Genomic DNA, 13,250 nt, shown 5'->3' with positions numbered 1-13,250 from the left:
GCTGTATCTGTTTAACTATCTTTTTACATTATTAAGAAGATAGCTTGTAAAAACATTTCATGATGACAATGGAGGTGCAGGAAATGGATGTGTTTATGGAACGTGCGGTAGAGTTAGCAGTGTCAAATGTGAAGCATGGTGGACAGCCGTTTGGTGCGGTATTGGTCAAAGATGGGGAAGTGGTTGCTGAGGGGGTAAATGAGCTTCACCACACCTATGATATTAGTGCTCATGCGGAACTCGTAGCGATTCGACAAGTGCAGCAAAAATTACAAACGAATGACTTGTCCGGTTACACCATGTATGCAAGTGGTGAGCCTTGTCCCATGTGTTTAACAGCAATGTATTTTGCATCCATTGACCAGGTGTATTACGGTGCATCAGTTGAAGATGCGGCTGAAATAGGTTTAACAACGTCAAAAAGAATATATGAAGACTTGCGAAAATCGAAGACAGAACGATCATTACCTACCGCTCAAATGCCACTACGTGAAGGGCAAAAGGATCCAATGAAGCTTTGGGAAGAGGGGAACAGATAACATCGTTCTATTAGAGTGCTGCCATTTAAAGCATAGATTGTGTGATGCTTTTCATATACATACATTTTGCGTGTGTGTGAACATATATTTCGTACTATGTATAGCCACTAATTGAAGGTTCTCTTTATCTACAAGAATGGTGTTACCAAAGAAATATTTGCAACCTATAAAAACTGTAAGTTGCAAATATTTCTTATCTTAATCTCATTCTGTTATACTTTTAAAAACATCTATTATTTGTTGAAAGTCTTTTTCCATAGCATCTTGAGCATAGCGTGATATCTCGGAAAATAAAACGGCATCATTATTATTGATACAATTTTTAGTTGCATCCGCGCCTACTTTAGCTCCATAAGTATAATAATTAATCTTTTTTACGCCATTTTTAATAGATAGTTTATATTCTTTTGAACTTAGACCAGATCCACCATGCATTACTAACGGTAAGTTAGTTAATGTTGCAATTTCTTTGATTCTTTTATAATCTAAATTTGGTTTATGTCTATAGAATCCATGAACTGTGCCAAATGAAGCTGCAAGTGCGTCTATGTTTGTTTCTTTCACAAATTTATATGCTAACTGTGGGTCTGTATAATTATCTTCTTCGTTAACTTCTTGTGTGTGTTCGCCAATTTCATTGCCTATCATAATTCCTAATTCACCTTCTACACTTGCTCCAAATTCATTTGCTAACCTCACTGCCTCTCTCGTTTTTTGTACGTTTTCTTCATAAGGTAATCTTGAGCCATCATACATGATGGATGAAAAGCCGAGCTGCAAGCCTTTTTCTAAATAATCTATAGATTCACCATGATCAATATGCGCACAAATTGGTATGCTTACATGTTTGGCCAGTGTGATCATAGCAGGTCCAATTGTTTCTATCTGATTAATGTACTCATGGCTTTGGGCATGCTGTATGATAATAGGAGTAGTATTTTTCTCTGCTGCGCTTATTGCAGCAACTAAACTTTCAAATGTTGGTGTGTTTATTGCGGCAATACCACAGTTTCTTTTTTCTGCTACCTCCATGACTTCTTTTAACGTAACTAACATGAAATCTAATCTCCTTTAATATGGGGTGAATGAATACAGCTTTATTACTAGGCAGGTTGCTCAAATCCGGTTCAATTGTGTAGCAATTTCATTGACCAATAATTTGAACCTTACATTGCCTATTTCTCACTCGATTTTGGTCCCAGTCTACAAAATAAATGTAACCTACTTTACCAATTTGCAGTTCCTTGTTTTCGATGATAAAGGTCTCACTGGAGCCGATGAAGGTTCCTTTAATATGTGCCTCCGTATTTAATAGGGATCTTTTATCTGGTACTAAATCTGTTCCTTCTGTATGCATTTTTTCTTTTGGGAGTTCTACTCCGAATTTTGTATGTTCAGGTCCAGGGTGGTAATACTGTCCCTCAGATAGGCATCTAGGTACCACTTTTTCTAAAACATTATTTAAATCAACTTGAAGGTATTCATCACCTGCGTAGTTTTTATCATGCGAATATTCTTCAAAGAAAACAGAACAAGTTGTATGTGGTGAAGCCACTACACATAAACCATCTTTCACTGTACTTTGTTCAACAATTTCTCTGATTTTTTCCGTAATATCATGATAGGATACCCGATTTCCTGCTGAAGTAATGGTTAACGTTTGGTTATAAATAATCATTTTTTGTTCCTCCGTTTCAAATTAAGCAACTTATCATTTCTTCTAATTTAGTTTCCCAGTTGGGTGCATTAATAATGCCGCTTGTTCCACCAGTGCCGTCTGCTCCTTCTTGCAGAACCTGTCTTACGTCTTCTCTCGTACTTACACCTGCTGCCTGTAAAACCAATATCTCTGAATTGATCTCTTTAATTGCAGTTGTAGTTTCTTTTCTATAAGATGATTCACTCGTTGCCCCACTTCCAATTAATTCCGTTGGTTCACAAATAATCATATGAGGTTCTAATTCTGCAACTGCTTTACATTGTTTTACTGTGTCAGCACAAGCAATTGTTATCATGCCTAATTCGTTAGCTCTTCGAATCGTTTTATCCAATTCGGATAGCGTGAGTGGATTCTCTGCATGATTTAAGACAACCGCTTTTACTCCCTTATCTTTTAAAGCATCAGGTAGAACATGCCCCATGCCTCTTCCTGAAACTAAATGGTCCATGTGTTGAGCGGTAACGATTACATGTTTGGTTTCTTCGATTACCTTTTGCAAATCTATTAATTGACCTGTAAATAAAACGTCGATAGCATATTTTTCTGCTAATCTATCTGTAATTCTTGCCAGTTTTAACAAATCACTTCCGTAAAGATAGGATTTAGGATTTACAATAAAAACGGGTTTTTTAATATGGGAGGTAAACATGTAAACAATTCCTTTCTACTTTTCAATAATTGATGTAAACAGGTTATTTGGTTAGTTTTTCTTTTAATTGAAGAAACACTTCCTCTTTCCTTACACCAGTCAATAAAGGTACTCCATTAATTACCTTCTCTTTTAGATTATCAGGGACAATGGTTGTGCTTATTACTACATCATAATTATCTAGGTTATTTACTTCGTCTGAGATTTTACTTTGGAATAAAGTTACTTGATTATCTAATTGGTTATCCTGAAGCCATTCTTTTATTTTCCCTGTAACAACAGTTGATGTAGCGACACCAGTTCCACATATAATTAGTAGTTTCTTTTTCATTTCAATTCCCCCAGTAGTTTAAGATATTTTTTCTAATTACATAACTACACGTTTGCAATAGCTGATATTTTTTATTTCTTTCTGGCTTGCATCTTACCTTGGTAAATCAATGCGCATAATACAACAATAAAAACGAAGCCTATTCCTAACCAAGCTAAGTTTTCTGCTAGACCACCAAATAAAATAGTTGTCCATGCACCACCATCACTTAATACGCTAATAGAGGAATTTCCTCCTAAGTCGAAATTGGATGCTATTGCAGACTTGGTTATTAAAGGAGCTGCCCAAGATGCAACATAAAGTGCTGTGGCGATGTATATTGCTCCTCCTATTACGGTACGAAGTATGTCTCCTCGAAATACAGCAGCCATTAAACAAATCATAAAAGGAACGGTAGCTAAATCTCCTAAAGGTAGTACCGTATTTCCTGGTAAAATAACTGCTAGTAGAAGTGCGATTGGCACTAGTAATAGAGAAGCAGATAAAACAGATGATTGTCCCACAGCTAATGCACTATCCATTCCGATAAATAATTCCTTACCAGGAAACCTTTTCTGAACCCAACTACTTGCGGCTTCAGAGATAGGGGTAAGCCCTTCCATTAATAAGGAAACCATTCTTGGCATTAACAACATCACAGCACCTGTTGCAACACCTAGGTTTAAAGTGTTATTCATATCATAACTAGCTAATAATCCGATAATTACTCCAATGATAAATCCTAAAACTGTTGTATCTCCGAAAACTCCAAATCTTTTCTGTACGGATTCAGCGCTAATATTTATCTTATTTAAACCAGGTATTCGATCAAAAACCCAGTTTAATGGTAGAGCTAAAAGAAAACCTGGTGTAGAAGCCCCATGTGGGAATGACATATTTGGTAGCTGATAGTATTCTTCAACATACTTTGCGCTTTTATCTGCCAAGAAGTAGAGAAGCATGGAATGTGTAATCATCGTAAAAACACCTAAAGCAAAGCTTGCTGTTGCTGCATACACGATGGATCCGGAAAATGCGATGTGCCAAAAGTTCCAAATATCTACATTTAATGTTCTTGTTAATCCAAATACAAGTAAAATAACATTTACTAAGATCCCTACAATGATTGCCATACTACCCAAAAGGGTGCCGTATGCAATTGCCGATGCTGCGGGCCATCCTACATCAATTGTTTGCAAAGATAGATTGTAATTATCAACCATTGCTTCAGCAGCTGGACCTAAATTATTGGTTAAAAGACCAATTACTAAGTTCAATCCTATAAAGCCAATTCCAATGGTTAAAGCAGATTTAAAAGCCTTGCCTGGCTTTATTCCTAAAATCAAGCCAAAAACGAAGAAAATAATTGGGAGCATGACACTGGCTCCTAAATCAACAAACCACTGCATGACCTCTTGAAAGACTTGCATGGGAAATCCTCCTTTTTTAAATTGCCTTATTCAATGCCGGCGTTTTTCATTATGCTTTTAAATTCAATAAGTGATGTGCATTCTTTTAATTGTTTTACCAAACTTTCATTTTGGAAAAGGTTAACAAGCTTTTGTAGCATAGACAATTGCTGATCAGATTGTTTTAACGCTAGCATAAAAATGAGTGATACTTCTATTTCATTATCTTTGTTTGCCATTTCTTTGAATGTTACAGGTTGTTTTAAAGACATAAATCCGATTTGTGCTTGTTTTACTTTTTCAGAATCAGTATGAGGTATTGCAATCCCCGTATCATTTATCCATAAACCTGTTGGAAAGCTTAATTCTCTAGAGATAATGGATTCATAAAAGTCTTGCGTAACGAGATCGTTTTCAATAAATTTTTCTGACAAATGGCTTAGAACTTGTTCTTTGGAATGTCCTTCAAAATTAAACTTAATTATCTCTTTATTAAAAAACATCATTAAAAATCCTTCTTTCCTAAAGTTAATCGTTCTCAAATAGCATAACGATCTTCTCCTTATCGTTAGTATTTTTTAACTTGTTTACGAAGTTTTCATCTCCAATTGCTTGTATATATCTTTTATAATTTTCTTTTTCTATTTGATTTATGTTTGGATGAATGGAAAATAATGCTATAACATGTACGACATATCCATCCCAATTGATTGGTAGTCTACTTTTTAAGATAACCAAGCAATTTGTCTTCACACTTTTTGATTCCCCGTGTGGGATTGCTACATTATTTCCTATATATGTTGAACCTGCCTTTTCTCTTTCAATAACTTTTTTAACAAAATCTTTTTTATTATTGATATAATTCTTTCTATACAATAATGAAGTTATTTTTGTTAGTATACGTTCCTTATTGTTCATGTTTTCACAAAAAATGATTAAATCCTTGTTTAATGTAAGCATGTAAATCACGTTTGCCTTTCTTTTTTTATGAACGTATTTACTATCTCTTTATCTCTATCACCAAAAACAGGGCTTACTAATAATATAGGCACTTCTTTTGTGAACGATTCCAAAATTACGGTGGTAAGAACGAAATCAATAGCATTATATTTATGAAATTGATTCATAAAATCTGTAGTTGAAAGAACATCCACTATTTCTATATTTGGAAATGCTTTTTTGACCTTTACTTTGAGTAATTCAGAAGTGCCGATGCCGCTAGTGCAAATAATTATTATCCTCTTTGTATCAAACATTTGCTCCAGATATTTTGCAAAGTATATCGTCAAATAGCCGTTCTCATGTTCGGTAATTTTCCCCAAATTAAATGTTTGTTCTGCATTTTGTGATATCATTGTAATGATATGAAATAGTTCTTCGTACTCTACCTTAATTTCTTCTAATAAGTTGTTCTTTATATGAATATTATTGTTTATGCGATTAATCATTGGCCTTATGTGATTGATTAATTCTTCCCATACCATTTCTTTATTAAAGTTCTTGCATAACGCTTTACCGCTTTCTTTTATATAAAATTCGGTTATTTCTTTCTCTAGGCCGTGTTTAACCTGTTCAACTTCTTTTTTGCTATTGTTTACTAATCGTGATGATAATAAATATTGGAACAGGTACCACACTTCCGTATCTGGTAAGTTTTTATTTAAGTAATTGGAAAAGTGATTAATAATATTTTTGGCTTGCTGAAAAATGTCCTTGTTTTCTTGAATCAAATTGGTGTATGGCTGTTTAAGTTTATCAACTACTTTGCTCACATCTACTTTCCCACTTCTAAATCTATTGATTAATATGTATAGATGAGAAAAGATATTGATATTATATGGATAAGGAATGGTGATATTTAGTTGACTTTCCAATCTATTCATATTATCAATAATAAATTCCGTGTCATTATGATTAAGCTCTTCTTTAGATAATAGATTATCTAAATTAAAAATATTAATCGTGTTAATTAATACTTTCCTAATATCTACTTCATTTCCGATTATAGAAATATATTTTCCATTTCTGTCAATGTTTAAGTTGTGTTTTTTTAACCTCTTATTGAGTACTGTTATATCCGTATATATAACGGTTTCACTGACGAAATATTTATCATAAAAATCTGTTGTTCTAATTGGATTTGGTGCTTTGAACAGTAAATCTATGAGAATTTGATTCCTTCGCTCTACAGGAGTATAATTCTTCAGAAAACTTTCCTTAGCTGATTTTTTCCTTATATATTCCTCATAGTTAAGTCTAAACCCTTCGCCAAGCTTGGATTCAATTAATGGTTTAGAAGCAGGATTTTCATTTAGTTTATTTATCGTTCGATAAACGGTCTTTTTAGAAACGTCTAATTGCTTAGCAATTTTTGAAGCAGGAACATAGAACTTATATTGCAGTAATATATCAATAATACTTTGTTCTCTCTCATTGAAATGCATCTTAAATGATCTACCCTCCCTTCTTTATGTTTATTCTATCACATAGAAGTGCGCCATTTTTTCTTTTAAGTGTCCATTGTAACGGACATTTAGCTTAGTTCCAACGCCAATTTTGCATATAATATTTACCTATATCTACAGTCCAATTACGAAAAGCTTTTAGTTAATTTTACCTTTTAGGAAAAGTATTTTTAAATTTCTAGAGAGGGAGTAACGTTAGCAAGAAGGATAATACATAGACAAATAGAATATAAAAGGAATTAGAAAATAAACTGTTCGTAATAGAGAAGGTACCACGGAGAAACTTTAATAGATTTATATATGGAAAGTGAAAAAATAAGAAGCGGGTTATTAGGGCAATGTATACCATTGTATGCCCTATAACTAAGAAACAGTCGACGTTCAGTCGTTATAGGATGAGATCTGAACAAAGGCTAAGTGATAAATAACAGCACCTAAAAAACAAGGAGTGGCGATAAAAGAACCCCCTCCATCATGAAGGATTCACATTCCCCCTATCCTCATATTGCTCACGTAAAGCTCGCTTGAGTACTTTACCGCTAGGATTTTTCGGGAGCGTATTTGAAAAAATAATATATTTAGGAACTTTGAATTTGGATAGTCTATCTTTACAAAATGCTTTCACTTCTTCCTCTATTAATGGTGTGTCTTGTTTGGGGACAATAATAGCTGTAACAGCTTCAATCCAATAAGGGTCTGGTATACTAATGACAGCAACCTCCGACACGCCTGCTAACTGATAAATGATTTCCTCTACTTCACGACTAGATACGTTTACTCCTCCAGTATTAATCATATCCTTTTTACGATCAACAACGGTTATATAGCCGTCCTCATCCATCACACCTAAATCTCCGCTATGGAACCAACCATTGCGAAACGCTTCTGCTGTTTTGTCTGGATCATGAAGGTAACCTTTCATGGCATGTGGAGTGCGATGTACGATTTCACCTACTTTTCCACGAGCTAGCTCAACATCATTTTCATCCACAATTTTTGTTTGTACATTTAACGATGGGATTCCTGCAGAGCCGAGCTTTCGTAGCTGATCCTCCGGTTTTAGAACGGTAGCAAGTGGAGCAACTTCTGTTTGCCCGTAAAAGTTCCAAAAACCTGCATTGGGTAGGCGTTCTGTTAACTCTTTAAGTATTTCTCTAGGCATAATTGCTGCGCCATAATAGCATTTCTGTAAACTGGATAAATCTCTCTTTGCAAAATCGGGGTGACGCAATAAAGCAATCCATATGGTTGGCGGACAGAAAAGTTGCGTAACTTTTTTCTCTTCGACTGTTTTTAGCATCGTTTCTGGATTAGCCCCATCAAGAATGATTCCACTAGCACCAACATAAATGCTAGGGCCTAAAAACACATGAAGTTGAGCGCTGTGATATAGCGGCAGCGCATGAATTATAATATCTTCTGGCTGCATGTCGCCATCTACAATACAACTTACATATTCACTGATAATGCTTTTGTGAGTGAGCATAACGCCTTTGGGTCGTGATTCTGTGCCACTCGTATATAAAACATGACATAGATCATCTTCTTCCACATCAACATCAACGAGAGATGTAGGTTGATCTTGTCTCACAACATCTAATCGTTTCCATTTCTCATTGGTCGCTTTGCTATTTGCCTCCATGACATACCAATATAAAATATCCATATTTAATACTGCTTCATCCAGTAAATGTATATACTCTTCAGCAACGATGAGCCCTGTAACTGCAGCATGATCCACAATATAGGTGATGTCTTCTATATGCAACATATAATTGATTGGAATCATGACAGCCCCTATTCGAGCTAGAGCAAAGTTTACAATGACAAACTCTAAGCTGTTTTTGGACATAACAGAAATCCGATCTCCTTTTTTCATTCCGTCTGCTAAGAAAGCATGTGTAGTTTGATTTACGCAATGATCCAAGTCCTTATACGTTACTTCATTATTTTTGTAATCGATTGCAATTTGGTTAGGCTTCCGTTCGCTTGTTCGGGAGAGTATATCTCCTAATGTATTTCTTCTGGCGCGTTGCAACACTTTAATGAAATCACGATTTGCTTCTACGTTCATGGACACACTCCTTTATAATTTTGTGAACAATATTCTTTTAATTATTTTAATTCAGATAATTATTAAAAGCAAGCTTGGTGGAGGAGAGTTTAAATCGATCTTGCTCTTTGCAACGAGTCATTATTTATTGTGAAGTAGGCTAAAAGTTTGATAGATAATAGACAAATAATAAGAGAATTTATCATGAATTATGATGAAAATTCTGATTAATGTATGAAAAACTGCCTACAATCCTAAATTTCTTGTAGATTCGTGTATGATTGCAAAACTATTAACCTATATTAAAAATGATATAATATTCTGATTTTAAAATAGAATCACTCTGCTATGATAGTCCCAATGGGAGAAATGAGGATTATGTCATAGTTAAAAGTCGTACTACGAAGGGTGATTTAAATTGAAAAAACGGTTGTTTTTGAGCGTTAGTTTGTTACTAGTAGTCATTGGTACAAGCTTGCAAGTGAATAGGATTGCAGCAGATAAACAAAGTTGGAGCCTACAGCAAGTCCACAAGATAGAATCGGTTTCCAACTGGATGAACACGTATATGAATCAAATAGAAAAAGATGCATTAGAGCATCAAGAACTGCAACGGATAGAACAGAAAAAGAAATTAAAACAGACAGGAGAGCAAGCTCGTAGAAAAGGAAAATCGAAAATAGAAGACTATCAGAATAGTTATTCGGAGCGCTTCGTAAAGGCGAAGGAAACGTTTCGCATAGTAGATAAATTTCAGCATTATTCTAATGAAAAGAAAGCAGACATTCACGAGCAACTGAATGAAGGGGTAAAAGCAGAAATTTTATCATGGGTAGATGAATAGGACTTTACTTATTAGTCCTTTCAAATAATAGAACAAAGGGGAGTAAGTGCTTATGAAGTGGGGATTAAAAACAATGAAAGGGAAAGTGGTTGCTGGAATGGTAGGAGTAGGTATTTTGACGGGATCAGGTGTTGTATTAGCCGGTTCAGGGGCAGGGGATCATTTACGTGAATGGTATGAAGGTATGTTTGGGGATTCTGTTGCTACCATAGAAGATGACGTTACGACATATGGGGAAAGTAAACTGCCAGAGTTAGAGGCGGAATATGAACAGTTAAAAAACGATGCGTCGCTGGATATTGATTTAATGAGAGAAAGGCTAACAAGCGAATCATTAGAAGAAATTGTTGCAGCGAAAATAGAGCATCTTGAGTCTCTTGATGGTGAATCTAGGGAAATTTTAGATCAAATGGGTTTGGAATTTTATAATGTGTTTTTGGATGGCTATGGAGAAATTCAACGTTTAAGTGACGAAGGGTTAAATTATGCTTCCGAAGACTTAACGAATTATACTGGTGAATTAGGGCAAGAGGCGAGAAATCAAATAACGAGTGATTTGACTGCTGCCAAACAGGAAGCGGTAACAGATTTGGAAACGGCGATTCAAAATGCTCAAGACCAAATAGAGGCAGAACTTCGTAATCAGGAAGAAATAACGACACGTAACTTAAAAAATCAAATTGATTGGGCAGTAGAAGATGTAAGGCAGGTAGTAACGGCATTGCTTGCAAATTTAATGGAAGAGCAACAGATGATTATAACCCAAACTGCGCAAATATTAGAAGATGAAGCAAAAGAAGCGCTTGATGATGTTGTTTCCGGTATCAATGAATAGTAGGAACTTCTGCGTAGGAAGGAGAAATAGCTTTTGGGCAACAGAAAAGAAACCTACAGGCGAAGAAGGTGCTACAATCTTAAGAAAATAATCATTGTTTTTTTGCTATGTATGTTAATAGCAGCTGGAAGTTTCTATCCTGTTTTTGCTGATGAAGATATAGGTGGTATGGTAACGGATTGGTTGCAGCAGAAAACAGATGATGCGATACAAAAAGTGGATGAGGCTATTTTAGAAGAAGAGAAGGAACAAACAGAACGTTTGCGAAAAGCGTTACGAGTGAAAAAGCAGGAAGCAGAACAAGAACTAAATCACACAGCAGATCAAGAGATCACAGCCCGAACGGAGGAGCTAGAGCGTTATGCTGATGAACTAATAAAATCACTGAATAGGAAACAAACAGAGAAAGATCAGGCAGCAATAAAGAAAGAGTTCGAAGCAATTGTAAAAGAAGCAAAAGGGAAGATGGAGGATGTCTCTGTCTTACATGACGAACACGAGGAGTTCGGTAAGTGAAAATTTTTATCCTACGAAAACTACTTCCGCTATAAATGTGGAGGTAGTTTTTTTGTACGATAGAAAAATATAAGAGTTTAAAGGTTTATAGTATAAGAAATTATAAGAAAAGCTACAGCTTTCGCTATAAAGATTTGGCGCTAAGCTATGTTTTTCGATGAAATCATGAAAGTTACGGACACTGCAAAATTATATTTCAATTCGTAAAAGCAGTAAAACCATACTGAAAGAGTGCCAGAGAAGTATAAAAACCGAGGCCCCCTTTACAAATGAGAACATTTGCTCTATTATTGTACCAAGTTGAAAAAATTAGAACCAATACTACTTTTATCAGACTGGATTCGAATATAAGTATAAAGTGAACCTTCAATCTGTGTGGGTGATTCTCTCATCTTCTACTAATTGTTAGGTGAATGAACTGGCAAATTAGGTTTTGTTATCTTTGACTTAGACTTGTCCAACTCGCATCTAATTCTTGAAGTAATCGTCTTACAGTACCTTATATACGTCATAAGTAATGTTTTGAGGGGGGATTTCATGGAGAAGCAGAAAAAAGCTGTGTCAATGACATTTGAAGAAATTGTAGAACAAAACGAGCGTAGGATATATTACCATTTGCATAAATTAAACATCCGTGATCCGCATCGTGAATTTTACCAAGAGGGATTGGTGGCGATGTGGAATGCGTATGAAAAATATCAGCCAGATAAAGGTCCTCTTGCTACGTATTTTAATTATACGATTCGTAATCGGTTAATTGACGTCGTAAGAAAGGAAGCAAAGGAAAAGGAAAAAGTGGATGCGTATAAGCAATTTCAAGGGGTAAAGGAAAAGACCGGTAATTATTACAAATCTGGTGGAAATGCCTATCCGATAAAATATGCAGAGAGCCCTAATTTGGAAGCCGAGGAACTTCTATAAGTTGCAAAGGCGATTTTAAGTAAGAATCAATGGACATGGTTGAAACTTTTCATTATAGAAGATATGACGACAAAGGCCATCGCTGAAAGAGAGGGCGTATCTGTAGATGCAGTAAAAAGCTGGGGGAAAGAAGCGAGGAAGAAGTTACAAAAGCTGTATTCTTGCGGAGAGGGTATATGAAGCCTCAGATGACTTGTTAGAAAAGTTTCGTTATGCTAGAATCCCACCCTTATATCATAAGGTGGAGGGCTTGTATCTTTAGACGTGGGAGTCAGTCTCAATCTTTACCGTATTCACTACAGGATGAGAGACACATGAATGAATAGTAGGCGTATTTCACTAAATAAATTTTGTATGTGAAAAGAATATAAAAAAAGCGCCGTTGCATATGCGCTCATATTTGTTACACTATAGAAATTTTAAGCTTTATCGTATAAGAAAACTACTCTCCTACCATAAAAATTGGCGATAAGCTCTGTTTTTTTAAGTAGCTAAACGTCCTTATTATCTAACTTTTAAATAGCTTTTTCAACGATTGTATGGTATCAGTAAAAAATATTATGGTAATAAGACCAGTAAACAAGAATGTATTTGTTAAAGGATCATCGAAAATTAAAACGCCTACTAGTATTAGAATCATTCCTATATAAAAACCAGGGTCAGAGAATTGGTCAAATAATTCATCATCGTCAATGCTAATCGTTTTTTGCATTTGTTCATCTCCACGAATCAACTCATCAATCGTTATGTTAAACAGATCACTAATACGTATTAAATTCTGGATGTCAGGGTAGCTTTTATTCGTTTCCCATTTATAGACGGCTTGGAGAGAAACATGTAACTCTTTAGCCAATTTTTCTTGTGGTCTAGGAAATTATAAAATTTTGCAGCTGTGGATAAACTAACTAAGTTATTTAGCCACGTCCGGCTCCAGCGCCCAGCAACTAGGCGACTTCACGAAATCGCCTTACGATAAGTCATCATCGGTT

16 protein-coding genes are annotated in these 13,250 nt (G+C 35.2%); 6 read left to right on the top strand and 10 right to left on the bottom strand.

Features of this window, described 5'->3' with window-relative positions; all coding sequences use genetic code 11:
* Positions 1-59 precede the first annotated feature (59 nt).
* Positions 60-539, top strand: a complete 480-nt coding sequence (locus HLX49_RS07415; protein ID WP_367112730.1) for a nucleoside deaminase — start codon at positions 60-62, stop codon at positions 537-539.
* 204 nt (positions 540-743) lie between these two features.
* Here HLX49_RS07415 and HLX49_RS07410 read toward each other — a convergent pair whose 3' ends face one another.
* The 9 genes from HLX49_RS07410 to HLX49_RS07370 form a co-directional block, all read right to left on the bottom strand.
* The gene (locus HLX49_RS07410) at positions 744-1,595 is read right to left on the bottom strand and encodes a class II fructose-bisphosphate aldolase (protein WP_296361109.1); all 852 of its coding nucleotides are present in this window, start codon (positions 1,593-1,595) and stop codon (positions 744-746) included.
* Between the two features lie 88 nt (positions 1,596-1,683).
* Positions 1,684-2,217, bottom strand: a complete 534-nt coding sequence (locus HLX49_RS07405) for a YjbQ family protein (protein WP_296361108.1) — start codon at positions 2,215-2,217, stop codon at positions 1,684-1,686.
* A 16-nt stretch (positions 2,218-2,233) separates the two neighbouring features.
* Positions 2,234-2,908, bottom strand: coding sequence for a triose-phosphate isomerase (locus HLX49_RS07400; protein WP_296361107.1), 675 nt, complete (start codon positions 2,906-2,908; stop codon positions 2,234-2,236).
* A 43-nt stretch (positions 2,909-2,951) separates the two neighbouring features.
* Positions 2,952-3,239 (bottom strand): PTS sugar transporter subunit IIB, encoded by a 288-nt coding sequence (locus HLX49_RS07395; protein ID WP_077702395.1) that lies wholly within the window; start codon positions 3,237-3,239, stop codon positions 2,952-2,954.
* A 71-nt stretch (positions 3,240-3,310) separates the two neighbouring features.
* Positions 3,311-4,648 carry a PTS galactitol transporter subunit IIC gene (locus HLX49_RS07390; RefSeq protein ID WP_296361106.1) on the bottom strand — a complete coding sequence of 446 codons (1,338 nt, stop codon included), beginning with the start codon at positions 4,646-4,648 and terminating at the stop codon, positions 3,311-3,313.
* Between the two features lie 26 nt (positions 4,649-4,674).
* The gene (locus tag HLX49_RS07385) at positions 4,675-5,133 is read right to left on the bottom strand and encodes a PTS sugar transporter subunit IIA (RefSeq protein WP_296361105.1); all 459 of its coding nucleotides are present in this window, start codon (positions 5,131-5,133) and stop codon (positions 4,675-4,677) included.
* Positions 5,134-5,155: 22 nt separating this feature from the next.
* Positions 5,156-5,587 (bottom strand): PTS sugar transporter subunit IIA, encoded by a 432-nt coding sequence (locus tag HLX49_RS07380; protein WP_296361104.1) that lies wholly within the window; start codon positions 5,585-5,587, stop codon positions 5,156-5,158.
* A gap of 5 nt (positions 5,588-5,592) precedes the next feature.
* A complete protein-coding gene (locus HLX49_RS07375; protein WP_296361103.1) occupies positions 5,593-7,071 on the bottom strand; it encodes a BglG family transcription antiterminator in 1,479 nt (492 codons plus the stop codon).
* 493 nt (positions 7,072-7,564) lie between these two features.
* Complete coding sequence (locus HLX49_RS07370; protein WP_296361102.1) at positions 7,565-9,166, bottom strand: fatty acyl-CoA synthetase; 1,602 nt, start codon at positions 9,164-9,166, stop codon at positions 7,565-7,567.
* A gap of 397 nt (positions 9,167-9,563) precedes the next feature.
* On the opposite strand from HLX49_RS07370, the gene HLX49_RS07365 reads away from it, so the two are divergent.
* The 5 genes from HLX49_RS07365 (at position 9,564) to HLX49_RS07345 (ending at position 12,441) form a co-directional block, all read left to right on the top strand.
* Positions 9,564-9,989, top strand: a complete 426-nt coding sequence (locus tag HLX49_RS07365; protein WP_077702399.1) for a hypothetical protein — start codon at positions 9,564-9,566, stop codon at positions 9,987-9,989.
* Between the two features lie 52 nt (positions 9,990-10,041).
* The gene (locus tag HLX49_RS07360; protein WP_077702400.1) at positions 10,042-10,824 is read left to right on the top strand and encodes a hypothetical protein; all 783 of its coding nucleotides are present in this window, start codon (positions 10,042-10,044) and stop codon (positions 10,822-10,824) included.
* Between the two features lie 111 nt (positions 10,825-10,935).
* Positions 10,936-11,340 (top strand): hypothetical protein, encoded by a 405-nt coding sequence (locus tag HLX49_RS07355; RefSeq protein WP_141130672.1) that lies wholly within the window; start codon positions 10,936-10,938, stop codon positions 11,338-11,340.
* A 537-nt stretch (positions 11,341-11,877) separates the two neighbouring features.
* Positions 11,878-12,261, top strand: coding sequence for a sigma-70 family RNA polymerase sigma factor (locus HLX49_RS07350; protein WP_296361101.1), 384 nt, complete (start codon positions 11,878-11,880; stop codon positions 12,259-12,261).
* 12 nt (positions 12,262-12,273) lie between these two features.
* A complete protein-coding gene (locus HLX49_RS07345; protein ID WP_296361118.1) occupies positions 12,274-12,441 on the top strand; it encodes a sigma factor-like helix-turn-helix DNA-binding protein in 168 nt (55 codons plus the stop codon).
* 328 nt (positions 12,442-12,769) lie between these two features.
* On the opposite strand, the gene HLX49_RS07340 is transcribed toward HLX49_RS07345, so the two are convergent.
* On the bottom strand, positions 12,770-13,114 hold the full coding sequence (locus HLX49_RS07340; RefSeq protein ID WP_296361100.1) for a helix-turn-helix domain-containing protein: 345 nt from the start codon (positions 13,112-13,114) through the stop codon (positions 12,770-12,772).
* Positions 13,115-13,250: the final 136 nt, after the last annotated feature.

The organism is Virgibacillus sp., assembly GCF_013393565.1.
Classification (GTDB): Bacteria; Bacillota; Bacilli; order Bacillales; family Amphibacillaceae; genus Virgibacillus; species Virgibacillus dokdonensis.
The sequence above is the reverse complement of the archived record's forward strand: the minus strand, read 5'-3'. Positions and strand labels throughout refer to the sequence as shown.

Bases quoted from the DNA above. Each gene is read 5' to 3' on its own strand.
- HLX49_RS07380 (WP_296361104.1), bottom strand. From the start codon at position 5,587: ATGCTTACATTAAACAAGGATTTAATCATTTTTTGTGAAAACATGAAC.
- HLX49_RS07400 (WP_296361107.1), bottom strand. From the start codon at position 2,908: ATGTTTACCTCCCATATTAAAAAACCCGTTTTTATTGTAAATCCTAAA.
- HLX49_RS07385 (WP_296361105.1), bottom strand. From the start codon at position 5,133: ATGATGTTTTTTAATAAAGAGATAATTAAGTTTAATTTTGAAGGACAT.
- HLX49_RS07415 (WP_367112730.1), top strand. From the start codon at position 60: ATGATGACAATGGAGGTGCAGGAAATGGATGTGTTTATGGAACGTGCG.
- HLX49_RS07410 (WP_296361109.1), bottom strand. From the start codon at position 1,595: ATGTTAGTTACGTTAAAAGAAGTCATGGAGGTAGCAGAAAAAAGAAAC.
- HLX49_RS07395 (WP_077702395.1), bottom strand. From the start codon at position 3,239: ATGAAAAAGAAACTACTAATTATATGTGGAACTGGTGTCGCTACATCA.
- HLX49_RS07370 (WP_296361102.1), bottom strand. From the start codon at position 9,166: ATGAACGTAGAAGCAAATCGTGATTTCATTAAAGTGTTGCAACGCGCC.
- HLX49_RS07360 (WP_077702400.1), top strand. From the start codon at position 10,042: ATGAAGTGGGGATTAAAAACAATGAAAGGGAAAGTGGTTGCTGGAATG.
- HLX49_RS07390 (WP_296361106.1), bottom strand. From the start codon at position 4,648: ATGCAAGTCTTTCAAGAGGTCATGCAGTGGTTTGTTGATTTAGGAGCC.
- HLX49_RS07405 (WP_296361108.1), bottom strand. From the start codon at position 2,217: ATGATTATTTATAACCAAACGTTAACCATTACTTCAGCAGGAAATCGG.
- HLX49_RS07375 (WP_296361103.1), bottom strand. From the start codon at position 7,071: ATGCATTTCAATGAGAGAGAACAAAGTATTATTGATATATTACTGCAA.
- HLX49_RS07355 (WP_141130672.1), top strand. From the start codon at position 10,936: ATGTTAATAGCAGCTGGAAGTTTCTATCCTGTTTTTGCTGATGAAGAT.
- HLX49_RS07350 (WP_296361101.1), top strand. From the start codon at position 11,878: ATGGAGAAGCAGAAAAAAGCTGTGTCAATGACATTTGAAGAAATTGTA.